The 19,154-nt window shown below is 69.9% G+C and carries 34 protein-coding genes; 31 read left to right on the forward strand and 3 right to left on the reverse strand.

Annotation, left to right across the window (positions count from 1 at the left end):
* The first annotated feature begins 9 nt into the window (after nt 1-9).
* From BLQ73_RS20410 to BLQ73_RS20420, 3 genes are all read left to right on the forward strand, one after another.
* Nucleotides 10-438 carry a hypothetical protein gene (locus BLQ73_RS20410; RefSeq protein ID WP_093172272.1) on the forward strand — a complete coding sequence of 143 codons (429 nt, stop codon included), beginning with the start codon at nt 10-12 and terminating at the stop codon, nt 436-438.
* Between the two features lie 76 nt (nt 439-514).
* Nucleotides 515-904 carry a hypothetical protein gene (locus BLQ73_RS20415; RefSeq protein ID WP_143020347.1) on the forward strand — a complete coding sequence of 130 codons (390 nt, stop codon included), beginning with the start codon at nt 515-517 and terminating at the stop codon, nt 902-904.
* Between the two features lie 61 nt (nt 905-965).
* The gene (locus tag BLQ73_RS20420) at nt 966-1,271 is read left to right on the forward strand and encodes a hypothetical protein (RefSeq protein ID WP_093172276.1); all 306 of its coding nucleotides are present in this window, start codon (nt 966-968) and stop codon (nt 1,269-1,271) included.
* 144 nt (nt 1,272-1,415) lie between these two features.
* Here BLQ73_RS20420 and BLQ73_RS20425 read toward each other — a convergent pair whose 3' ends face one another.
* Nucleotides 1,416-1,934 carry a hypothetical protein gene (locus BLQ73_RS20425; RefSeq protein WP_093172278.1) on the reverse strand — a complete coding sequence of 173 codons (519 nt, stop codon included), beginning with the start codon at nt 1,932-1,934 and terminating at the stop codon, nt 1,416-1,418.
* Nucleotides 1,935-2,237: 303 nt separating this feature from the next.
* Here BLQ73_RS20425 and BLQ73_RS20430 point away from each other — a divergent pair, with 303 nt between their 5' ends.
* From BLQ73_RS20430 to BLQ73_RS20560, 28 genes are all read left to right on the forward strand, one after another.
* On the forward strand, nt 2,238-3,386 hold the full coding sequence (locus tag BLQ73_RS20430) for an AAA family ATPase (RefSeq protein ID WP_093172280.1): 1,149 nt from the start codon (nt 2,238-2,240) through the stop codon (nt 3,384-3,386).
* Complete coding sequence (locus tag BLQ73_RS20435; protein ID WP_093172282.1) at nt 3,383-3,952, forward strand: hypothetical protein; 570 nt, start codon at nt 3,383-3,385, stop codon at nt 3,950-3,952. The genes BLQ73_RS20430 and BLQ73_RS20435 overlap by 4 nt, the downstream gene beginning before the upstream one ends.
* Nucleotides 3,949-4,215 (forward strand): WhiB family transcriptional regulator, encoded by a 267-nt coding sequence (locus BLQ73_RS20440; RefSeq protein WP_093172284.1) that lies wholly within the window; start codon nt 3,949-3,951, stop codon nt 4,213-4,215. Before BLQ73_RS20435 ends, BLQ73_RS20440 begins: the two co-directional genes overlap by 4 nt.
* Nucleotides 4,212-4,589: a hypothetical protein gene (locus BLQ73_RS20445; RefSeq protein WP_093172286.1), complete on the forward strand. Its 378-nt coding sequence runs from the start codon at nt 4,212-4,214 to the stop codon at nt 4,587-4,589. The genes BLQ73_RS20440 and BLQ73_RS20445 overlap by 4 nt, the downstream gene beginning before the upstream one ends.
* Before the next feature lie 331 nt (nt 4,590-4,920).
* The gene (locus BLQ73_RS20450) at nt 4,921-5,631 is read left to right on the forward strand and encodes an HNH endonuclease (protein ID WP_093172288.1); all 711 of its coding nucleotides are present in this window, start codon (nt 4,921-4,923) and stop codon (nt 5,629-5,631) included.
* A gap of 62 nt (nt 5,632-5,693) precedes the next feature.
* The gene (locus tag BLQ73_RS20455) at nt 5,694-6,641 is read left to right on the forward strand and encodes a hypothetical protein (RefSeq protein ID WP_143020349.1); all 948 of its coding nucleotides are present in this window, start codon (nt 5,694-5,696) and stop codon (nt 6,639-6,641) included.
* A gap of 158 nt (nt 6,642-6,799) precedes the next feature.
* The gene (locus BLQ73_RS20460) at nt 6,800-7,468 is read left to right on the forward strand and encodes an ATP-binding protein (RefSeq protein WP_176955565.1); all 669 of its coding nucleotides are present in this window, start codon (nt 6,800-6,802) and stop codon (nt 7,466-7,468) included.
* Nucleotides 7,468-7,638 (forward strand): hypothetical protein, encoded by a 171-nt coding sequence (locus BLQ73_RS32570; protein ID WP_176955566.1) that lies wholly within the window; start codon nt 7,468-7,470, stop codon nt 7,636-7,638. Before BLQ73_RS20460 ends, BLQ73_RS32570 begins: the two co-directional genes overlap by 1 nt.
* A complete protein-coding gene (locus tag BLQ73_RS20470) occupies nt 7,635-8,387 on the forward strand; it encodes a hypothetical protein (protein ID WP_093172296.1) in 753 nt (250 codons plus the stop codon). The genes BLQ73_RS32570 and BLQ73_RS20470 overlap by 4 nt, the downstream gene beginning before the upstream one ends.
* Complete coding sequence (locus BLQ73_RS20475) at nt 8,384-8,674, forward strand: hypothetical protein (RefSeq protein WP_093172298.1); 291 nt, start codon at nt 8,384-8,386, stop codon at nt 8,672-8,674. Before BLQ73_RS20470 ends, BLQ73_RS20475 begins: the two co-directional genes overlap by 4 nt.
* Nucleotides 8,671-9,342: a DUF6221 family protein gene (locus BLQ73_RS20480; protein WP_093172300.1), complete on the forward strand. Its 672-nt coding sequence runs from the start codon at nt 8,671-8,673 to the stop codon at nt 9,340-9,342. Before BLQ73_RS20475 ends, BLQ73_RS20480 begins: the two co-directional genes overlap by 4 nt.
* On the forward strand, nt 9,339-9,551 hold the full coding sequence (locus tag BLQ73_RS20485) for a helix-turn-helix transcriptional regulator (protein WP_176955567.1): 213 nt from the start codon (nt 9,339-9,341) through the stop codon (nt 9,549-9,551). The genes BLQ73_RS20480 and BLQ73_RS20485 overlap by 4 nt, the downstream gene beginning before the upstream one ends.
* Before the next feature lie 46 nt (nt 9,552-9,597).
* Nucleotides 9,598-10,197 carry a coiled-coil domain-containing protein gene (locus BLQ73_RS20490; RefSeq protein WP_093172305.1) on the forward strand — a complete coding sequence of 200 codons (600 nt, stop codon included), beginning with the start codon at nt 9,598-9,600 and terminating at the stop codon, nt 10,195-10,197.
* 21 nt (nt 10,198-10,218) lie between these two features.
* Nucleotides 10,219-10,419, forward strand: a complete 201-nt coding sequence (locus BLQ73_RS20495) for a hypothetical protein (protein ID WP_093172307.1) — start codon at nt 10,219-10,221, stop codon at nt 10,417-10,419.
* An 88-nt stretch (nt 10,420-10,507) separates the two neighbouring features.
* Nucleotides 10,508-10,861, forward strand: coding sequence for a hypothetical protein (locus BLQ73_RS20500; RefSeq protein WP_093172311.1), 354 nt, complete (start codon nt 10,508-10,510; stop codon nt 10,859-10,861).
* The gene (locus BLQ73_RS20505; RefSeq protein WP_143020350.1) at nt 10,858-11,286 is read left to right on the forward strand and encodes a hypothetical protein; all 429 of its coding nucleotides are present in this window, start codon (nt 10,858-10,860) and stop codon (nt 11,284-11,286) included. The genes BLQ73_RS20500 and BLQ73_RS20505 overlap by 4 nt, the downstream gene beginning before the upstream one ends.
* A 216-nt stretch (nt 11,287-11,502) precedes the next feature.
* A complete protein-coding gene (locus tag BLQ73_RS20510) occupies nt 11,503-11,838 on the forward strand; it encodes a hypothetical protein (protein ID WP_093172315.1) in 336 nt (111 codons plus the stop codon).
* An 88-nt stretch (nt 11,839-11,926) separates the two neighbouring features.
* Entirely contained in the window at nt 11,927-12,277 is a 351-nt protein-coding gene (locus tag BLQ73_RS20515) for a hypothetical protein (protein WP_143020351.1), read from the forward strand.
* A gap of 140 nt (nt 12,278-12,417) precedes the next feature.
* Nucleotides 12,418-12,942 (forward strand): hypothetical protein, encoded by a 525-nt coding sequence (locus BLQ73_RS20520; protein WP_093172318.1) that lies wholly within the window; start codon nt 12,418-12,420, stop codon nt 12,940-12,942.
* Nucleotides 12,943-13,023: 81 nt separating this feature from the next.
* Entirely contained in the window at nt 13,024-13,161 is a 138-nt protein-coding gene (locus tag BLQ73_RS32575) for a hypothetical protein (RefSeq protein ID WP_176955568.1), read from the forward strand.
* Between the two features lie 273 nt (nt 13,162-13,434).
* Complete coding sequence (locus tag BLQ73_RS20525) at nt 13,435-14,007, forward strand: FDXHR family putative zinc-binding protein (RefSeq protein WP_093172320.1); 573 nt, start codon at nt 13,435-13,437, stop codon at nt 14,005-14,007.
* A gap of 292 nt (nt 14,008-14,299) precedes the next feature.
* Entirely contained in the window at nt 14,300-14,614 is a 315-nt protein-coding gene (locus tag BLQ73_RS34175; RefSeq protein ID WP_245691220.1) for a 3'-5' exonuclease family protein, read from the forward strand.
* Nucleotides 14,611-14,871, forward strand: a complete 261-nt coding sequence (locus BLQ73_RS20535) for a hypothetical protein (RefSeq protein ID WP_093172322.1) — start codon at nt 14,611-14,613, stop codon at nt 14,869-14,871. Before BLQ73_RS34175 ends, BLQ73_RS20535 begins: the two co-directional genes overlap by 4 nt.
* A 20-nt stretch (nt 14,872-14,891) precedes the next feature.
* Nucleotides 14,892-16,301, forward strand: a complete 1,410-nt coding sequence (locus tag BLQ73_RS31500; protein WP_143020352.1) for an RNA ligase family protein — start codon at nt 14,892-14,894, stop codon at nt 16,299-16,301.
* Nucleotides 16,302-16,406: 105 nt separating this feature from the next.
* Nucleotides 16,407-16,655, forward strand: coding sequence for a hypothetical protein (locus BLQ73_RS31505; protein ID WP_143020353.1), 249 nt, complete (start codon nt 16,407-16,409; stop codon nt 16,653-16,655).
* Nucleotides 16,652-16,912 (forward strand): hypothetical protein, encoded by a 261-nt coding sequence (locus BLQ73_RS20550; RefSeq protein ID WP_093172328.1) that lies wholly within the window; start codon nt 16,652-16,654, stop codon nt 16,910-16,912. Before BLQ73_RS31505 ends, BLQ73_RS20550 begins: the two co-directional genes overlap by 4 nt.
* Nucleotides 16,913-16,925: 13 nt before the next feature.
* Nucleotides 16,926-17,411: a 6-pyruvoyl trahydropterin synthase family protein gene (locus tag BLQ73_RS20555; RefSeq protein WP_093172330.1), complete on the forward strand. Its 486-nt coding sequence runs from the start codon at nt 16,926-16,928 to the stop codon at nt 17,409-17,411.
* Entirely contained in the window at nt 17,408-17,989 is a 582-nt protein-coding gene (locus BLQ73_RS20560; RefSeq protein ID WP_176955569.1) for a helix-turn-helix domain-containing protein, read from the forward strand. The genes BLQ73_RS20555 and BLQ73_RS20560 overlap by 4 nt, the downstream gene beginning before the upstream one ends.
* A gap of 276 nt (nt 17,990-18,265) precedes the next feature.
* On the opposite strand, the gene BLQ73_RS20565 is transcribed toward BLQ73_RS20560, so the two are convergent.
* The gene (locus tag BLQ73_RS20565) at nt 18,266-18,607 is read right to left on the reverse strand and encodes a DUF3846 domain-containing protein (protein ID WP_176955570.1); all 342 of its coding nucleotides are present in this window, start codon (nt 18,605-18,607) and stop codon (nt 18,266-18,268) included.
* Nucleotides 18,608-18,676: 69 nt separating this feature from the next.
* The gene (locus BLQ73_RS20570) at nt 18,677-18,997 is read right to left on the reverse strand and encodes a hypothetical protein (protein WP_093172336.1); all 321 of its coding nucleotides are present in this window, start codon (nt 18,995-18,997) and stop codon (nt 18,677-18,679) included.
* Between the last annotated feature and the right edge of the window lie 157 nt (nt 18,998-19,154).

The raw sequence follows: 19,154 nt of genomic DNA on the forward strand, positions 1-19,154 counted from the left end.
GGCGGGGTTGTGGCCGGGCGGGGTTCGGGCGATCTGCGGGACAGCGATCTGGTGCGGTTGGTGCGGGAGCTGCGGGACCGGGTGAAGACGCTGGAGTTGCAGGCCGCATCGCGGGTGGTGCCGTTCATCGCCGAGTCGACCAGCACAGGGTCGGCGTCGTACACGCGGATGGCGTGGTCGAGTTTCCCGAGGTCGGGGTCGTCGCTGTCGGCGGACGTGGTGGTGGCCCTGTCGGGCGCGTCCAGTGTGGATGTGCAGCTGCGGGCCGACGGGGTGGAGGTCGGTGTGGTGGCGGTGTCGGTGTCGGGGGCGGTGTCGGTGGGCGGGTTCCTGCCGTCGACGTGGCCGTTCGGCGACCGGCGGATCGTGGATGTGCGGGTGAAGGCGAACGGCGGCGGGTCGGTGGATGTGGCCGTGGTGGGGGCCTGGCACCGGTGAACGGGACGGTAGCCGCGCCTGGGGGGCAGCATGCCGGGTTGTCAGTGCAGGGGTGCGGTGTTCCGGAGGGGGCGGCATGGCGACCCAAGACGATGAACCGACCGCGGGGGAGCTATGGCGTGTCATCCGCCGTGTAGAGGAGAGCATGAAGGAGGTCCGCGGCGAACTCCGCGACGGGATCACCGAGCTGCGGTCCGAACTGCGCGAGGTGGTGTCGGTGCTGCGGGGTGAGGCGACGTCGCGGGCCCTGCTGACCCATCGGGTCGAGCAGTTGGAGGCCGGCCACGCCGATCAGGAGACGCGGCTGAGGCTGGCGATGGACGACCTGGCCGCCCGCAAGAAGGAGGCGCAGGAAGAGCAGAAAGCCGCTGAGAGGGAGCGCCGCGTCAACAGGTGGATCATGACGGCGCTGAGTGCGCTGGCGATCGGCGTGACGCTGGTGTTCAACCTGTTGAAGGGAAGCTGACGCAAACCGGCCGGGCGCTGCATCCTGCACGGGTCGTTCTCGACCCTCGGGGGGCAGAGCAGTGTCGGATTTCTTCAAGTCCCAGATGCGGACGCATGTGCCGGTGTGGGTGAGCTCGCTGGCGGCGTGGCTCGCCTCCAAGGGGCTGGACCTGGACGTGGACGCCGCGGTGGTGGTGGCGTTCGGTCTGGTGGTCTCGGGCTACTACCTGCTGGCGCGGACGCTGGAGAAGGTGCCGCAGGTTGCGTGGCTGGGCCGGTTCATGCTGTCGGTGGGGCTGGTCGGGGAGCCGTCCTACCAGCAGGGCAGGCCGGTCGCGGCGGAGCGGGGCGGGCACAGGTTCCCGCCGGGCGGCCGCGACCTCTAAACTCTGTTCGCAGTGGGACACGCCTTCGGGGGTGTTTCCTTCCGGGGTACGCCGCTCTTCTTCTCGGGTGGCGGGGTGGGGGCCGCTTCCTCATCCCGCCTGTCGACAGCCCGAGCAAGGGGGCGGCGTACCTTTTTTCGTGTCTTAGAGGCCGATGGTGACGGGGTTGCGCGGCGGTGGGGCGCCGGCGGTGTCGGGTTGGGCTGTGCTGTAGGCGGTGTGCCAGTCGTCGAGTTGGAGGGCGACGCGGCCGGGGTCGGGGCCGCAGGAGCCGGGCACGGGTGAGACGCAGGTTTCGGCGAGGACGGCCCATACGCCGTGTGTGCCGTCGGTGTCGGCCATGTCGGTCAGGTCGCAGTGCTCGAACTGGCGTCGGGCCGCCTCGACGGTGAGGCGTAGTCGTGCGGCGATGGTGTCCCAGGTGGTGCCGCGCATCAGTTCGACGGTGACGGCGCGGTGGAGGAGTTCGGCGGCCATGACGCGCAGGCGGGCGGCGCGGTCGAGGAACTCGCCTGGGAGGGCGTTGCGGTCGTCGGTGGTGGGGACGAGGCCGGCGGCGTAGTCGGCGATTTCTTTTGCGGTGTTGGAGGCGCCGACGCGGGCGGCTTGTCGTCCGTCTAAGCGGGGTGCGGGTGCGATGTGCAGGAGGTGGGGGTCTTGCACCGGGGGTCCTCCGTGAGGGGGTTGCGGGGGCTCCAGGCTGGTTGTCGCGGTCGGGTTCCACATTAGAGACCGCGCCACCGGTCGGTGATCTTTTGGTCATAACTTGCATCGCGCCGATTAATGCCCTATCTTCACTCATAGTTAAGCATTCATTTTGAGTATTAATAGGGGCGGGACGTTAGGTGGTCCGGGCGGGTTCCATCCATCCGCATCACCGCGCCTCGCTCCCGGAGGCACTCGCACGCTGCGGGCGGGGAAGGGGAGCGGCCCCTTGTCCGACCGCCCGACGGAAGGAAACCCACTGTGAACCTCGTCTTTGAGGACGCCACCCCGATGTCTGAGAAGGCCCGTATCTGCCTGGACGGCCTGTCCGGCTCGGGCAAGACCAAGACCGCTCTGCGGCTCGCACGCGGCCTCGTCGGCCCCAACGGGCTGATCGGTGTCGTGGACACCGAGCGCGGCAACGCCTCGAAGTACTCGCGCAAGCACCCGTTCAAGCGCCTGAACCTCACCCACTTCTCTCCAGAAGCCCTGACGGCCGCAACCGCCGCCGCCGCCCACGCCGGTATCGGCTGCCTGATCGTGGACACCTTCACCCATTTCTGGTCCGGGCAGGGCGGAATGCTGGCCCTGGTGGACGCCAAGCGTTCCACCGGTCCGTTCGGCGGCTGGAAAGACGCCCGCCCGATCGAGCAGAAGATGATGGACGCCCTCTTCGGCTTCCCCGGGCACGTCATCGTGACGCTGCGGGTCAAGGCGGACTACGTCCTGAGCACGGACGAGAACGGCCGCCCCAAAGTGACCAAGGTCGGCATGAAGCCGGACCAGCGAGAAGGACTGGAGTACGAGTTCGACGTGGCTGGAAGCCTCGACCTCGGCCACGTGCTGACGATCACCAAGAGCAGGATCGACGACGTGCCCGAGATGGCCGTAGGCGCCACTCATCTGCTGCCCGGCGAAGACCTCGGCGAGGTCATCGGTGACTGGCTCGCCGACGGCGAGAAGCTGCCCACGCTGCTGGACTACCGCGACATGGTGATGTCGGCCACCAGCGTGGAGAAACTGCGCGAGACCAGGGCCGAGGTGTTCCACCGCAACATGCAGGGCCTGCCGCTCGTCGACAACGGGCGTACCCTCGCGCTGGCCGAGTTCATCGACGCCAGGGGCATGGACCTGAAGCGGCAGACCCAGCTGCCCGCCCCCACCGCGGCGGCCGTCCCGCAGAACACGCCCACCGGACCCGTGCACCGGCCCGTCGACGCGGCAGGCGTCGCCGACTACACACTCCGCATCGGCCAGGCCCCCGCCCCGGATCACCTCGACCCCATCGAGCGGGAGCTGCGCGACAGGTACGCCGACCAGAGCATGCCCGAGGCCGACCTGGACTACCTGCTGACGGTGCTGGAGCAGCGCCGCACCAACCTCGCCACCCTCCGCAAGGCGCACGCATGACCGAGAACACGCCGCTGTCCCGCGAGGACGCCTCCAGCGTCTACCTCGCCGGCCGCCTCCTGGAAGAGATCGCCAAGAAGCTGATCGCCCTCGGCGGCGAGGCCATGGCCGCCCGCACCTCCGACGACCTGCCTGTCCTGCCCGCGGGTGACTGCCAGTCCGGCTACCTCGGCGGGCTGCGCCTCGGGTCGACCCGCATGGACCCGCCCAAGATCACCGCCTCGCTCCGGGCCGATGACCCGGAGCTGGTGCAGTGGGCGCTCGACAGCCCCCACTACCGGCACAACGTCCTCACCGTCCAGGTCCTCGCCCCCGCCGTGGTGGAGCAGATCAAAAAGCACGCCGCCAAGGTCGGCGCACCCGTCGACCCGAACGGCGAGATCGTGCCCGGCCTCACCGTCACGACCGGCGACCCCACCCCCTACAAGCAGCTGCACAAGCCGCTGCGCGACGAACTGGTCGCGCCCGAACGCATCCACGCCCTCGCTCTGGCGCTGCTGGCCGGGGAAGCCGCCCTCCCCGGCCGGCCCGCTCCCGCCCTCACACCCCTCGGAGAAACCTCATGACCCGCTCCGACTGGATGAAGAACGCCGCCTGCCGCGACGCCGACCCCGAGATCTTCTTCCCCATCGGCAGTCCGGGCACCGCCGTCTACCGGCAGACCGTCCAGGCCGCCAAAGCGGTCTGCGACACCTGCCCCGTCACCGAGCGGTGCCTCAGCGATGCGATGGCGAAGCCGAGCTTGCAGGGGGTGTGGGGCGGCCTGGAGGAGGACGAGCGGCGCCGCCTGCGCCGCCGCATGTACCGCGCCAAGGAGGCGGTCTCGTGAGCCGCGCCCGCCGCAAGCAGCGCCGACCGCCCAAAGGCGTGCCGCGCGCCATGCACCCCCGCTGGTCGGACGCCTCCCGCTGCCCCCGCACCGGCAAAGTCCGCCACAGCTCCCGGCAGGAAGCCCGCGCCTGGGCGAAGGTCCTCCACCCGGAGAACGTGTCGGCGTTCCTGTGCGACGCGTGCGGCTACTGGCACCTCGGCCACCTCCACTGGTCCGGCAGCCGCGCCCCCCGCGCCCTCTGCGCCGTCGACGACGCCATCGTCTACACCGAGCAGAGGATCGCCGACCGGCACGCGACCGCGCTCGGCCCGTCCGGGGTCGTCGCCCGGTGCGGCGACCACTGGCACGTCACCCTCCTCCCCGCCGTGTGACCAAGCTCACACCCGGCGGGGGGATCGGGGCCAGACGTTAAACCCACCCGACCGCCAGAGTCCTCCGCACGCGCCCCCTGGTGCCGCAACGCACGGCCGCCACCAGGGGGCCACCCCTCACCCCCGGGAGGACCAGCATGACCCGCAAAACCCGCCGCAACCAGGCGAAACATTGATCAATACGCTACACCCGGACGTAGAACACACGTTCGAAAACGCAAACGGCGACCCCGCAAGGAGCCGCCGCCGCGGACAGGGATCACAGGACGCGCCAACGCCCTCCCCCCGTCTGCCTCACTCATCCGCCAACAAGCAACATGAGGAGGCCAACGTGAGCGTAGTCGACGCTGCACACGGTCATGAAGGAAATCCCGCCCCCCTGGCCGACAGGCCGCCCCAGCCCCGCATCGAGGGCGACAACCTGATCATCCCGCTGACGCCCGTCCGGGCATCCACGCTTCGCAAGGCGATCGCCGAGCAGCGGCCGGCCGAACCCCAGCCCGCGAGGACCGTCGCCGGGCTACGGGAAGCCGCCGCCGCCTACGAGGACGACACGTTCGTGGAGCGCTACCTGTCGGAGGTGACGCGTGAGCGGACGCTGGCAGCGATCGGCGACGCGGCTGCGGCCCTGCTGTTCGACGTCGCCCGACAACTCGGGTGGGGCAGCGGCGATCCGTTGGTTGACGTCGAGATCTGGCTTTCGCGTGTGATCGAGGAGCACGGGGGCCTGCCGAAGTCCGGCTCCACCAAGACTCCGAGAGCACAAGCCGTTCCGGCAGGGCACAAGAAGCTCCACATCCTGGCCGAACGCGACGACGGATGGCGCTGCCACCACTGCGGGATCGGGCTGATCGACATCTGCTCCGATGATGCCGACCTTATCCGCGATGCGTACGGCCGTTTCCTGATCAACCCAGACTCCAAGAAGCGGTTGGCCACCAAGGACCACCTGGTCCCCCAATCGATGAACGGGTCCCACGATCCCGCGAATCTCGTCCTGGCCTGCCAGCCGTGCAACACCCAGCGGGGGGCTTACGCCTGATGGCCACCACCAACAGCACCGTCATTCGCCGTGGCCGTATGCGAGGCGACCGCTTCACCCAGGTGTCCAACGACCTGGCCCGCGACCAGCGGCTCACCCGGCGCGCGCGAGGACTGTTCGTCGAGCTGGCCTCTCACCAGGAGGGGTGGCAGACCAGCATCGCCAAGCTGGCCGACCTCGGCCCCGAGGGGACGCACGCGATCCGCGGTGCGATCGAGGAGTTGGAGAAGTACGGGTACCTCGTGCGGACGTTGAGCCGCGACCCGAAGACGTCCAGGGTTGTCGGCTGCGAGTACTGGATCACCGACTGCCCCGAGGAGTATCAGACCAGCTCAGAGCCGTCGTCAGAAAATCAGACAGTGGATGGGGGCGAGAGTTCTCCCAGCTCAGAGCCGTCGTCAGAGAACCTGACGACGGCTGAGCTGATATCAGGCCAGCCAATATCAGATGGCCGCACGCATAAGAAGACCAACTCTCAGAAGACCACTTCTAAGAATCTTCGGGAGCTGCCTCCTTCGTCGGCATCTCCCGCGCCGGGCGGGCAGCAGGGGCTTCTCGTCGACGAATCCACCCCAGCCCCCGCCGACCCCGCCCCCTCCTCGTCGAGGAAGCCGTCGGGGAAGCGGAAGGTGAAGGAGCGCAGCGAGCAGGACAAGGCGCGGTTCGATCTCGCTCACGAGGTCGCTACCAGTTGGTGGGAGCGCTGCACTCAGCTGAACATCCCGAACCTGGCGAAGCCGCGGTTCGTCGGGTTCCGGTCGATGCTCGACAACGCGCTGCGGGAGTGCGGCGAGGTCGAGCTGAAGTGGGCGCTGGAGGACCTGAAGTCGGCGTTCCCGTCCGCCAAGCAGCTCGAGAACGCAATCGCCCGTCGTCGTGGTGTCGCACCGCCAAGGTCTGGCGGGGGCTGGGGTGCTTCGGGGCAGCCTGCAAACCATTGGGCGGGGTCGGCGGGGGCGCACAACCCTGACGACCCGCATCACGAGGAGATCCGGAGGGCTTTCGGATGAGCAGTCTCACTCTCGACGTTTCCGGTCGCGGCCGTGGTTCCTCCGGTGCGTTGGGGCATCGGTTCGGTGACAGCGCGCGTGCGTGGGTGGATCGTGCCGGTGCTGAGGGGCGCGCGGCCTATGAGCGGGGTTTGGCGCGAAGCCGTACGGCTGAGGGGTTGTTCCCTTCCCGTGAGGACGATCTCCGTGAGGCTCAGGAGACGGTACGGGCGTTGCAGGCGCGCAACCGTGCCCGCTGGTGGGAGCGGTGCCTTTCGGGCGTGTACGCCGACTATGCGGCCGCGGCGGTGGAGACGTTGACACCGGATCAGGACCCGGGTGGGCGGGTGTCGGGATGGCTGGAGTCCGGCTCTCGGACGCTGCTGATCGCGGGTGAGAACTCAAGGGGCAAGACGTGGTCGGCGTTCGCGGTGGGGAACCAGGCCGCCGCCGTCGCACCATTGCCGATGTGGGTGGTGGCATGGAACAGCGCCGACCTGGACGCGGCCCTGCGCCCCTCCTCCCCGAACTGCGACAAGGTCATGGAGCACGCGTCCGAATGCGACCTGCTGATCCTCGACGACCTGGGCGCCGAGAAGGTGACGGAATGGACGCTTGAGCAGCTCTACCGGATCGTGGACGCCCGGGTCCGCAACCGGCGCCGCCTGGTGGTGACCACCAACCTGCCCTACGACGAGCGCGGATTCTCCGGCAGCACGGCCCCGGCGGGTCCGGTGACGCCGAACCTGGTCGGCCGGTACGGGCACCGCATCACCGAACGCCTCATCCATGAGGCGACCATGGTGCGGGTCACGGGCCCGTCGTGGCGCAGGCCGGTGCCATTCTGATGGGCCGTGATCGGGAAGGCCGTGCCGTGGTGACCGCCCGAGGAGACGGCGACGTCGCCCACCACCGCGACGAGGTGCGTGTCTGGCTCGCAGACCGGACGTGCCGGTGGGCCTGCGCCTGCGCCTGCCACACCCCCCGCGCCGCCCAGCCGAAAGAAGGCCAGTCGTGATCCGGCTGCACCGCCACCAGTGGATCGACGTCGACCAGGTCGGCCGCATCGTGACCCAGCGGTGCAGCAGGTGCGGCACCACCCGGCTGCGTATCCGCAGCGCCCCGCCCTCGGAAAGGACCCTCCCCATGGACAGCCCTCACAACCCGCGCGCCCTGGAACTCGCACGCGACGCCCTGACCGCCGCCATCGCAGGCGACGCCGACAAAGCCGAGACGGCGCTCCAGGCCATCGCCGACGAGACCGGCCCCGACGGCACATACTCGGCGATCTTGGCGTGGTGCGACACCCTCATCGACCGCCTCGGATTGGACACCACGGGAAAGCTCGTCATCCCCGGCTGGCTGAACGCGGCCACCGGCAGGATGACCGGCCCCGCCGACACGCCCGTCACCGTCGTGTGGGCGGGCAGGCTCATCACCGCCCGCGCGAACAGCGACCTGGACCAGTACACGGCGCTGCTGGACGCCCTCCCGGACGACGACCTGGTGGTGGGCGAGCACGTGTGGGAGCTGCTGTCCACCGTGGCGCTGATGCTGTGTGACGTGGCGGGCGGCACCCCCCGCCAGAGCCGCGGCGCCTACATCAACGGCGACGACGGCTACCCGTGGCTCACCTGCGGAACCTGCCAGGAGCCGCTCCTTCTCGTCGAGGCCGGCGTCCGCCTGTCGGCGATGAACGCCGGCGTCGACACGCACACCTGCGCCCCCGGCTCCCGCCGCCCGCTCACCGCCAGGGAGACCACGTGACACCGACCTCCATGGCCATCCGCAGGGCCCGCTGCGAGCCCTGCGATTTCGGCGTCTGCCCCGAGCTCAACGCCGACGAAGGGTGGGCGAAGGAGCTGGAACGGCGTGCCCGCATCGATCGCGGGCCGGTCGTCCGCACCTACGTCGCCCAGCCGCGGGTCGACCCCAAGGCCAAGCCGAAGGAGCTCATCCCCGACCACCGCGACCCCACCACCCCCAAGCCCTCCAGTCCGCCGAGCGAGGAGTACCTCGCCGCACGACGCGCACTCGCCAGGGAGACCACTTGAACCACCCCGGCATCGCCGAGTACCTCACCGCGCTCCGAGACGAACTCGCTCGGGCCGCACCCCACGTGCTCGCCCGACAGGCCGCCGCGCTGGCCGGGCTCGACGCCATCCTCCGCGGCAAGAACCCCGAACCTCGCCACAAGCCGGGAGACCACGTGACCCGAGACATCCGCGCTTTCATCACCGCCCGCCTCGACGAAGACGAGCAGATCGCACGCGCCGCGCTCCTCGGCACGCACGGAGCCTGGGACTGCTACACCGACAACCTGGGAAACCTGCACGTCGAGTACGCCGTGACCGGCCCATCGGTCGCCCCCCTCGGGGACGCCAGGTGGCCCGGCGCACACGACCGGGGCCGCCACATCGCCCGCCACGACCCCGCCCGCGCCCTGCGCGATGTCGCGGCCAAGCGGAAGATCCTCGAGCGGCACCGGCCGCGTCCCACGGCCGGTGCCGCGTGTCGTGGCTGCGGCCTTGACGCCCACGAGGAGCCCGCCGCGACCGACGTCGCGCGCTGCCCCGTGCTGCTCGCCCTCGCCGAGGTCTACGCCGACCACCCCGACTACCTCGCCGAGTGGGCGACGCCCCCGGCCGCCGGCGACCAGACCGGCCGCAAATGCCCCGACTGGTGCGGGTGCCACGACGACACCACGGAGACCGACCGATGACCACCCTGCGAGACGCCCTCCGCGCCGAACTCCGCGCCGCCCTCGCCCGCGCCGGCATCACCCAAGCCGCCGCAGCCCGCCGGCTCGGCATCAGCCCCAAACACCTGTCCCAGATGCTCACCGGCAAGGCGGGCGTCAACCTCGACATCGCCACGCTGTGCGGCCGGGAGCTCGCGATCCGCAGCCGCCGCGCCCGGAGGAGCAAGTGACCGACACGACCAAGATCGACCCCCACGACGCCAGCCAGGAGGACCGATGACCGACCCGAACGCCGACTACCTCGCCGCACGCCACCGCACCGAGCGCGAGATGCGCGCCTTCCGCGACTTCTTCTTCCCGCCCGCCACGGCACCGGAGCCGCACGTGACCGACACGACCAAGATCGACACCTACCGCGAGCGCCTCGCCGACGCCCTCGCCGACGCCTGGGGCCTCCACGTGCCCCTCTGCCCCCACACCGAGACCATCCCGACAGGCGCCCTCGTCGACGCCGTCCTCGCCGTCCCCAGGCCAGGCGACGACCCCACCAGCCTCGCCACCGAACTTCGCGCCACCATCGCCGACCTCGACGCCCACATCGAGCAGCGCGCCCAAGAACGCGCCGCGGCGATGACCGCCACCGTCGAGGAACGGCTGGAGTCCGAGCTCGACGACGCCCGCACCGAACTCGAAGAGGTCCGAGAGCGCGCAGGCGCCGACCGGCAGCGCCAGGAAGACCTCCTCGCCGAGCTCCGCCGCCAGATCGACAGCGTTGTCCGCCGAAACGACCGACTCACCACCGTCCTCGCCGACCTCGTCCGGGCCGCGAAACCCGCCCAAGACCGCTTTCGTCGCCTCCTCCACTCCTCCCGCTAGCCAGACGGAGCTGATCTGACCGTGGCCACCCCCACCGCCAAACGCCGAATCAAAAAAGCCGTAGCCGTTTTCCCCGGCCGTGACGGCTGGTGTTACACCAGCGGCGAAGACGCCTATGTCGAACTCGCCGTGCGCCTGGTCGACCTCGGGCTGACGGTCGACCAGGCCGTGGAACTCCTGCAATTGGCCTACGACACCGCCGCCGCAGAGTTCGGGAAGTAGCCGCGGCTCCCACAGCGGCGCCGAAGCCCTCCGCCGCTCTGATCCCCCCCTTTTCCTCTGTACGCCGTTCACATGCAAGGAGCCCTTGGTGAGCACCGGTTTCGATCCTGACCGCGTCCACTGGCACACCCTCGCCTTCACTCCGGCGCCGCCCGGCTGGCTGCTGCTGTTCCTCGACCCCTCCATGCCCGAGGGGTACAGCACCATGCCGATGCCGGGCTGGCTCACTCAGCAGGCGTGGAGCCTTGACCCCGGCAGCGGCGCCGTCACACCCCGCCCCCACGGCGAAGTGCGGGTGGTCGCCGCCGCCATGGACCACGGCGTCGTCGAACCGGCCGAGCAGACGGTGAATTTCTGGCGTGCCCTCGCCCCGCCCTTCGAGCCGCCCGACCCTGACGAGGTCGCCTCAGAACTCGCCGTCTACAAGCAGGGGCGCGTGTGACCGGCCCGTGCCCGGCGTGCGGCGGCGTCCTGCCCAGTGCAGGCCGCACCGGCGACGTGTGCGGGTGCGGCCTGCACTGGGGGGACACCCCCGCTGTGGGAAGGGCCGCGCGGCGGGTCCGCGACGCCGGCATCGTCGCCGACTACCGGCGGGGCGACCCCGTCGAACGGATCGCCGCCCGCCACGGCGTGTCACGGGGGCGTGTCTCCCAGATCGCCGCCACCGTAGGGATACCTTTGCGGCGGCCCCAGAACGCCCCCAAAGGGGTGGACGCCGCCCGCGTGATCGCCGACCGGCGGCACGGCCTGAAGATCCGGCAGATCGCCGAACGGCACGGCGTGACCGAATCCACGGTGCGGCACCACCTCGGGTTGACCCGCCGCGCCGCCGCGGCCCGCGTCGGCGGCGTCCGGCGGGGACGCTAACCCGCCCGCCGCGCCACCCTCGCAGACACACGCCTGTTCTGCGAGGAAGGACCCGCTTGTTGTGACTGGCAAGTCTGCCCGGGCCGCTGTGTGGCGGTGCCTTATCCCCCGGTGCCCGACACGAGGCCGCGCCGCCGCCGCACCCGACCGCGCCGCGGCCGAGGCTGCTTTCCACCGCCACTACCTGGACGTCCATTTCGACCGTGGGCAGGCGCGGTGACGGCCGCCGGTGTGCTGGCCGGGCTGCTGGCGGTGTGCGCGGTGTGCCTGGCGGTGGCCTTGTGGGGGTGGATGTCGGCGCGGTCGGCAACCGACCGCGCGTGGGCGCTGCTGAAGGCCGAGCAGGAACGCGGCGACCGCCTGGAGGACAGGCTCCGCCGGCTGGTGGGGATTCTTGCGCCGCTGCCGCGGATGCTGCGGGCGGGGCAGCGGATGGAGATCCAGCAGTGCGACATGGATGCGCTGTCGGTGCTGGTGGAGCACGACATCTACGACTCCGAGGGTGAGCGGATGCTTTCGATCGTCGACTCGTATTACCGCGAACCCGACTAGACACCACTCGAAATCAGCGCTACGCTTTGAGTGTCAATCAGGGCGTAAGCGGCGCACCTGGTTGTGTGGCCGGAAGGAAACCATGCTCATGCTCCCGTTCGAAAAACTGTGCGGCCCCGAGCTGACCAGCGCCGGATTCGGCGCGGGCCGCCTCACCGACCGCAACGCCGACCACGGCCGCTGGTACATCCGCACCCACCGCACCCACAACACCGAGGTCGAGGTCGACCAGGAGAACGGCAACGTGACCGTCTCCCGCCTCACCGACCGCAACGCCGACTGGATCGCCCACAGCGTCACCTTCCCGCACGAGGTCCCCCCGGCCCTCATCGCCGCCTACGCGGCCATGGTCGACCGCTACGACGAGGCCCGCCACAGCCACCCGGCCGCCACCATCACCGCCGCCGAACTCGCCGGCCTCTCCAGGAAGGCCGCCTGATGCCGCGCACCACCCTCATCCTCGCCGACAACGCCGAATGGAAGCGGCTCGCCCGACCCGCCACCACCTGACAGCCCCGCCCCGAACCGCCCCCACACCAGCAGGGTGCGGGGGCACCCCTAACAAACCGGAGAAAACCCATGACGAACCCCGACGTCACCGCCGACGCGATCGCCGAAATGCTGACCAGGGGCGACAACGACTACAACGAAACCCACGACGGCTGGCCCGGCATGTCCGCCACCGGAAACATCGTCCACATCACGTGGACCCCCGTCGTGGAGACCGACACCGGAGGCGAAGCCGACACCGACAACATCATCTACTTCGAAGCGCACGTCATCCCGGCGCCGCCCGCCACCCCGCCCGCCGCCTCCGAGCCCGTCGACCTGCCCGCCGACACCGCCCGCGTCCTGCTGTCGACCCTCGCCGCCGTCATCCCGGCCGAGCGGACGATCGCGGTCGACGGGTGGACCCCCGTCGCCGACGTCGACCTCGCCGCCGGCGAACGCCAGCTCGTCATCCGCGACCAGGACGGCCACCACTACGCCACCGTCTACCGGCCCGGCACCGGAACCATCCCGTTCCAGAACACCACCACGGTCAGCTTCGACCCGGTGACGCGTAAGACGCGCGTCATCTGCGTCGACGAGTGGACCCCCTGACCAGCAGCCCCCTGACCCGCGTGGCGAGGGGCGGTGAGCGGCACCGCCCCTCTCCCACACCCACCACGGAAGGACACCCCCGTGAACGACCTCTTCGACGACCTCGCCGACCTCATCGCCGCCGACGAATGGCGCGGCGAAGAACCCCACGACCTCGACGGCGTCACCGTCGACTACAGCGCCTTCGCCGCCCTCGCCGGCGACACCCCGCCCTTCTAACCACCGGCAGCGGCCCGCCCCAACCCAGGGGGCGGGCCCCCACCCGCAGGCAGGCACCCATACACCCCGACGACGACACCCCCGGCATCCACCTCACCCGCGACCAGATCGAAAACTGGGCAGGCCGCCCCCTCGACGACCACGACATCATCCGCCTCGACACCGCGATCCCCCACTCGACCATCCCCGACGCGATAGCCGCACTCGTCGACGGCTTGGCCGACCACGACGACCAACCCGGCCCCTGACCTACGAACACCTCACGGAGACACGTTGCCCCCCACCGCCCGCGTACGCGGCCTCTGCCACTGCGGCACGGCATGGACCAGCGCCCGCTACGCCCACTGCCCCACGTGCCATCACAGTTTCTCCGTGCTGGCGAACTTCGACGCCCACCGCCGCCACAACACCTGCGCCGACCCGGCGTCGGCCGGGCTGTTCATCCGCCGCCACCTCGGCCCCGACGACCGCAGCCCCCTCTGGGCCGCCCTGCCCGCCCCCAGCGACTGGACCCACAAGCCCACCCCCTGCCCGACCGCCCAACCGACCCCCGCCCACCTGGACTTGTTCGGCGAACCCATCCCGGCCGGCCCCGCCATCCCCGAATGCGCCGCCGGGACATGCGCCCACGACAAACGCTGCGGACGCTGCAACTACCCGTGGCCCTGCCCCAACAGGGGCGACAACGACCGCATCCCCGCCCCCGGCGTCCACGCCCCCGTCACCGTCAACCACGGCATGTGCGGCGGCTGCGACTTCTGCACCGCCGAAGAAAGCGAGATCTGCGCCGCCTGCCACCAGGAATGGCCGTGCGCCACCGACCGCCACCTCAACCCCACCCCCTGAGGAACAGCCACGATGCGTATCTACTTCGACAACGAATTCAACGACACCGGCACCGTCATCGACCTGATCAGCATCGGCATGGTCGCCGAGGACGGCCGTGAGCTCTACGCCGTGAACGGCGACCTCGCGTTGACCTGGCGCGGATGGCGCGCACGTCGGCGCATCCGGAAGAACGCGTGGCTCATGGAAAACGTTGTCCCGCACCTCCCAAGGGCTCACGGTGATCGGCGCCTGACCATGCCGAAATCCTGGCTTTTCGATTACACGAGTCCGGCCGTGAAGCCTCGCAGGTGTGATCGCCCGCCTCGTCGAAGCGTTCGTGGCCGCAACCCCCGAACCGGAGCTGTGGGCCTACTACGGCAGCTACGACTTTGTGGCCCTGTGCCAGCTCTACGGCCGCATGATCGACCTGCCCGCAGGGTTCCCGATGTCCGTCCACGACCTGAAGCAGGAGCACGCCCGCCTCGGCTCACCCGCCCTGCCCACCCAGACCATCGGCCACCACAACGCCCTCGCCGACGCCCACCACAACAAGTTGGTGGGGGAGTTCCTCACCAGCCTCAGCGCCACCAACCCCGCAGCGTCGACCGGCCAGGAACTCCGGTGAACCCCACCACCCGCGCCACCACCGAACCGGAACCGGCCGCCCCCACCGGCCCGAGCCGCAACCCTGACGGCACCTACAGCCACGAATTCCTCCTCTGGGAAGCAAGACTCGCCGCCCGCGCGACGACCGCCGACCCGCCTGACACCCGCCCGCAGTGGGTCATCGAGGACGCCCCCCACTTCACCGCCACCCCCGGCTCCTGGCTCGCCGACACCCTCCCCGCCCTGCCCACCCTCACCCCAGCCGCACACTCCTAACCCACCCGCGGAGAACCCTCATGTCCAGACCCCGCAACACCACCCGCGACACCCCCACCCTCGCCGGGCTCCACCGCCTCGCCGCCCCAGGCGGCATCGAAGAACTTGAGGCCGAAGGCGGCGACGCCCTCCAACGCGACGACTGCGAAGTGATCCCCACCCAGACCAGCAGCACCGGCACCGACCTGACCGCCCTCGGATTCACCCTCGGCCCCATCGACACCGAAGACCCGATCTTCCGTCAGGCCACCCTCCCGCCCGGCTGGACCCGCAAAGGCACCGGCCACCCCCTCCACACCCACATCGTCGACGAACACGGCCGCCCAAGAATCACCTTGTTCTACAAGGCCGCCCCCTACGACCGCCGGGCCACCATGCGGACCGTCACCGTCGGGCGGCTACGTCGAACACTGCATCCGCCAACACGGCGCACCGATCACCGACGACACGTGGGCAACCCCTGGGGCCGTCCGCGCCGCCCTCAAAGACATACGCGAGCTCAAGTTCTACGACGACACCCAGATCGACACGCTCATCAAAGCCATGAACACCCCGCAGGCGGAGTGAGACACAAACCTGCCCCGCCCCCTACACCTATCTGCGCACGCACCAACCCCCAGCATCACAGGAGACCCCCGGTGATCCAGCTCACCCCCGAAATCCTGCGGAAACTCGACTCGGCCACCAAGTACCCGCCCATCCCCACCTACCACCACATCCAGGGCCGCGGCATCCTCACCGACCCCCACATCGCCTTCACCGGCACCATCACCGCACAAGAGAAGGTAGACGGCACCAACTGCCGCATCCTCATGCTGCCGGACGCCATGACCAGCGCCGGTGCGCCCGCCTGGCTCATCGGCAGCCGCGACATCCTCCTCGCAGCCCGCGGCGACCTCATCCCCAACCCCGCACTCGGAATCGTCGACGCACTGGCCCCCATCGCCGACACCCTCCCCGCCCTGCCGTACAGCATCCTCACCTTCTACTTCGAGCTGTACGGCGACAAGCAGACCAACGCCTGGCGCAACTACGGCGACGGCACCCCGACCGTCCGCGTGTACGACGCCACCCTCACCGACCCCGCCATCCTCAACCGGGACCTGCCGCGCATAGCCGCCTGGCGCGACAACGGCGGCCAGCAGTTCCTCACCACCGCCGAACTCGCCAACCTCGCCTCCAACTCGCGGCTCACCCCCGTCCCGCACCTGTTCCAAATCCCCGCCGCCGACCTCCCCACCACCATCGACGGCATGCGCGCGTTCATGGCCCCCTACGCCACCACCCGCGCCGCCACCCACACCGGCGCCCCCGGCGCGAGCGAAGGCATCATCCTGCGCACCCACGACCGCCACGTCATCGCCAAAGCCCGCTACTGCGACTACGACCGCACCCTCAAACACCTCACCACCGCGGCACAAGGCCGCTGACCCGCAAGCACGCGAGAGCCCGGCACGCCACCAAGCGGCCGGGCTCCGCCATCCCCCCGATCGAAGCGAGACGCAAACCCCCACCGAAGCGGAGCATCCCCTTTCATGAACCCAACCCCCGTATTCGACGCCCTCGCCGCCGAACACCCCCACCTGTTCCCCCACCACCCCGCCCGGCCCCGCCCGACCGCAGCCGCATCCCCGCCAGCGCCACCACGCCCCGCCACCACGCCCCGGCACCCCTACACCACCGCCCCCGCCGTCGCGGACCACGACCCCGACACCGCCGAAACCCCCGCCGCACCCCCAGCAACCAACCCGTGGTTCACCCGCACCGAAAGCAGCCCCGCGTGAACGCCCCGCACCGCGACGACGTCGCCGCCGCCACAGGCTGCGGCGCCGCCCTCTTCACCATCGCACGCCACCTCATCACCGCCGCCCTCACCACCGCCGCCATCCTCACCAGCGGCCCCCTCTCCGGCGTCCTATGGAGCCTCACCGCCCTCACCATCACCATCACCGCCGCCCTCGCCGCCACCCTCACCTACCGGCGACTCCGCACCCCCAAAACACCCAAACCCACCCCCAAACCCGCCAAACCCGCCACATAAGGACCACCCGCGCATGTACCAAGCCCACCTCACCCACACCTTCCACGCCGCCCACCGCCTCCCCCACCTCGGCGGCAAATGCGCCAACCTCCACGGCCACACCTGGACCACCACCGTCACCATCACCACCCCCCAGCTCACCGAAGACGGCACCATCATCGAATTCGGCGCATTCAAAACCCGCATGCGCACCTGGATCGACAACAACCTCGACCACGCCGCCCTACTCGGCACCGACGACCCCCTCACCCCCTCCCTACGCGAACAAGGCTGCCGCGTCGCCGAATTCGGCCGCGCCCCCTACGGCCCCCACCCCTGGCCCACCGTCGAAGCCGTCGCCGAACTCATCGCCTACCACGCCCAAACCTGGCTCGCACAAGCCGAGAACCACGCCGACGAACACGGCACCTGGTACTCCGACACCCCCACCCGATGCCGCATCACCCAAGTCACCGTCCAAGAAACCCCCACCAACACCGCCACCTGGACCGAATCATGACCCTCAAACCCGACCACTCCACCAAACCCACCAACCACGAACAGACAAACGAAGAACCCGACAAGACCGGCCGCCCCACCCTCCTCACCCCAGAACTCCAACAACAGATCGTCACGATCCTCGAACAAGGAAGAACCATCACCGACGCCGCCGCCCTCTGCGGAATCGGACGGCGAACCATCCACAGATGGCTCGCCGACGGCGAACTCGACAACGCCGACGAAGCCATGAGGCACTTCTGGCGCGCCGTTACGCATGCGCGCGCGAAGGGCAGGGCGGTGCTGGTCGATGCGGCTTTCGAGGATGTGCGGGGCGGGTTCCTGGTGAAGGAGGTGGAGCGGCCGGACGGGTCGACCGAACGGCAGTGGGCTCCGCCGAACGGCATGCTGGCGTTGAAGATGCTTGAGCGGATGGATCCGGAGCATTGGCGGCCGGTGAAGGCGGTGGAGGTGACGGGTGCCGGGGGTGGGCCGGTGGCGGTGTCGCATGGTGTGGATTTGGAGGGGTTGGCGGAGCGTGTCGCGCGGGCGGCGCGGGAAGCCGCCGGCGGTGGTGGCGGTGGTGAGGCCGGCTCTTAGACGGCCGGTTACTGGGGGTGGGGTGCCACCTGCGGTTTCCCGCCACCGGCGGTTACGTTGGGTGACGCCGGTGGGGTCGGGTACGGCGAAGGGGAGGGTACGCGGTGGGCGCGTACCCTCCCCTTCCTTTCGTGACGGGGTGGGTTGGTGGTCGGCGTGGGCTCGGGGGGTGTCGCCCCTTTTCGGGGGGTTTGCGGGCTACCCTTCCCCGCCGCCCTCGCCGACGCCCGCCGCGCCCCGTCCTTCCTGTCCGGTCACGGCGGGGCGCGGCGGGCGTCAGGTCACAACGTCAAGAAGGTGGGTGAGCATGCCCACCGTCTGCTCGCGGGTGAGGCCGATGGTGTCGCCGTCGCCGTTGACGCCGCACAACAGCACGTCGCCGTGGTAGTTCTGCCACGTGTAGCCGTGGCGGCGGGCGAGCGCGGTGGCGACCCGGTTCACGGGCTTGACGTCGTGGCCCTCGACGTCGATCCACATGTCAAGGCGGGTCGTCAGCCGGACGACGTCGAGCAGGCGGGCGTTGATCTCGCAGCAGACGGCGGGGCGGGTGCCGCCGGGCGGGGGCAACTCAACTTCCCGGATGTCGTCGTCGGTGGTGAGGACGAACGCGATGCTCACAGGGTTTTCCTTCCGTGGGGTGGGGGGGTGGGTGCCCGCCGCCGCTTGGCGGGCACCCACCGGGGAGGGTTAGCGGTTCGCGTGGTGGAACACGGACTCGCCCCAGCGGGCGAACAGGGCGGGCATGATCGGCTCCCCCTGGAGGGGGCCTTCGGTGTGCTCCCAGATGCGGCGGGCGGTGCCGTAGCGGGGCTCCATGGTGCCGTCGGGGTGCCGCTTCCAGACGTTGCCCTGGGTGGTGGGGTCGGCGCGCCTCCAGATGCGGCGGGCGGCGGTGGGGGTGAGGTCGCCGATGAGGGCGATGAGGGCGAGCGCGCCGGTTTCGGTGTACTCGCCGAGCCTGACAGCCAGGCGCAGGTCTTCTGCCAGGTCTTCCATCTCGAATGCCATCCGGTGTGTCCTTCCGTCATCGGGGCGTTTCCGCTTTCGCCCCTGTTCACACTCAAATCATAGGGCACGCACCCTGTCGGTGTCTACCGCTTACGCCCCTCTAATTCACATAGACACCACTCAGAATGTGCGATACAGTTTGGGTGTCGGTGAGGGG

The sequence above is a fragment of the Sinosporangium album genome, assembly GCF_900100605.1.
Taxonomy (GTDB): domain Bacteria; phylum Actinomycetota; class Actinomycetes; order Streptosporangiales; family Streptosporangiaceae; genus Sinosporangium; species Sinosporangium album.

Coding starts and splice junctions, on each gene's coding strand:
- BLQ73_RS20485 (WP_176955567.1), top strand. CDS start 9,339: ATGACCACCCTGCGAGACGCCCTCCGCGCCGAACTCCGCGCCGCCCTC.
- BLQ73_RS20515 (WP_143020351.1), top strand. CDS start 11,927: ATGCTCCCGTTCGAAAAACTGTGCGGCCCCGAGCTGACCAGCGCCGGA.
- BLQ73_RS31505 (WP_143020353.1), top strand. CDS start 16,407: ATGAACCCAACCCCCGTATTCGACGCCCTCGCCGCCGAACACCCCCAC.
- BLQ73_RS20520 (WP_093172318.1), top strand. CDS start 12,418: ATGACGAACCCCGACGTCACCGCCGACGCGATCGCCGAAATGCTGACC.
- BLQ73_RS31500 (WP_143020352.1), top strand. CDS start 14,892: ATGTCCAGACCCCGCAACACCACCCGCGACACCCCCACCCTCGCCGGG.
- BLQ73_RS20570 (WP_093172336.1), bottom strand. CDS start 18,997: ATGGCATTCGAGATGGAAGACCTGGCAGAAGACCTGCGCCTGGCTGTC.
- BLQ73_RS20560 (WP_176955569.1), top strand. CDS start 17,408: ATGACCCTCAAACCCGACCACTCCACCAAACCCACCAACCACGAACAG.
- BLQ73_RS32570 (WP_176955566.1), top strand. CDS start 7,468: ATGGGCCGTGATCGGGAAGGCCGTGCCGTGGTGACCGCCCGAGGAGAC.
- BLQ73_RS20440 (WP_093172284.1), top strand. CDS start 3,949: ATGACCCGCTCCGACTGGATGAAGAACGCCGCCTGCCGCGACGCCGAC.
- BLQ73_RS20415 (WP_143020347.1), top strand. CDS start 515: ATGGCGACCCAAGACGATGAACCGACCGCGGGGGAGCTATGGCGTGTC.
- BLQ73_RS20435 (WP_093172282.1), top strand. CDS start 3,383: ATGACCGAGAACACGCCGCTGTCCCGCGAGGACGCCTCCAGCGTCTAC.
- BLQ73_RS20555 (WP_093172330.1), top strand. CDS start 16,926: ATGTACCAAGCCCACCTCACCCACACCTTCCACGCCGCCCACCGCCTC.
- BLQ73_RS20490 (WP_093172305.1), top strand. CDS start 9,598: ATGACCGACCCGAACGCCGACTACCTCGCCGCACGCCACCGCACCGAG.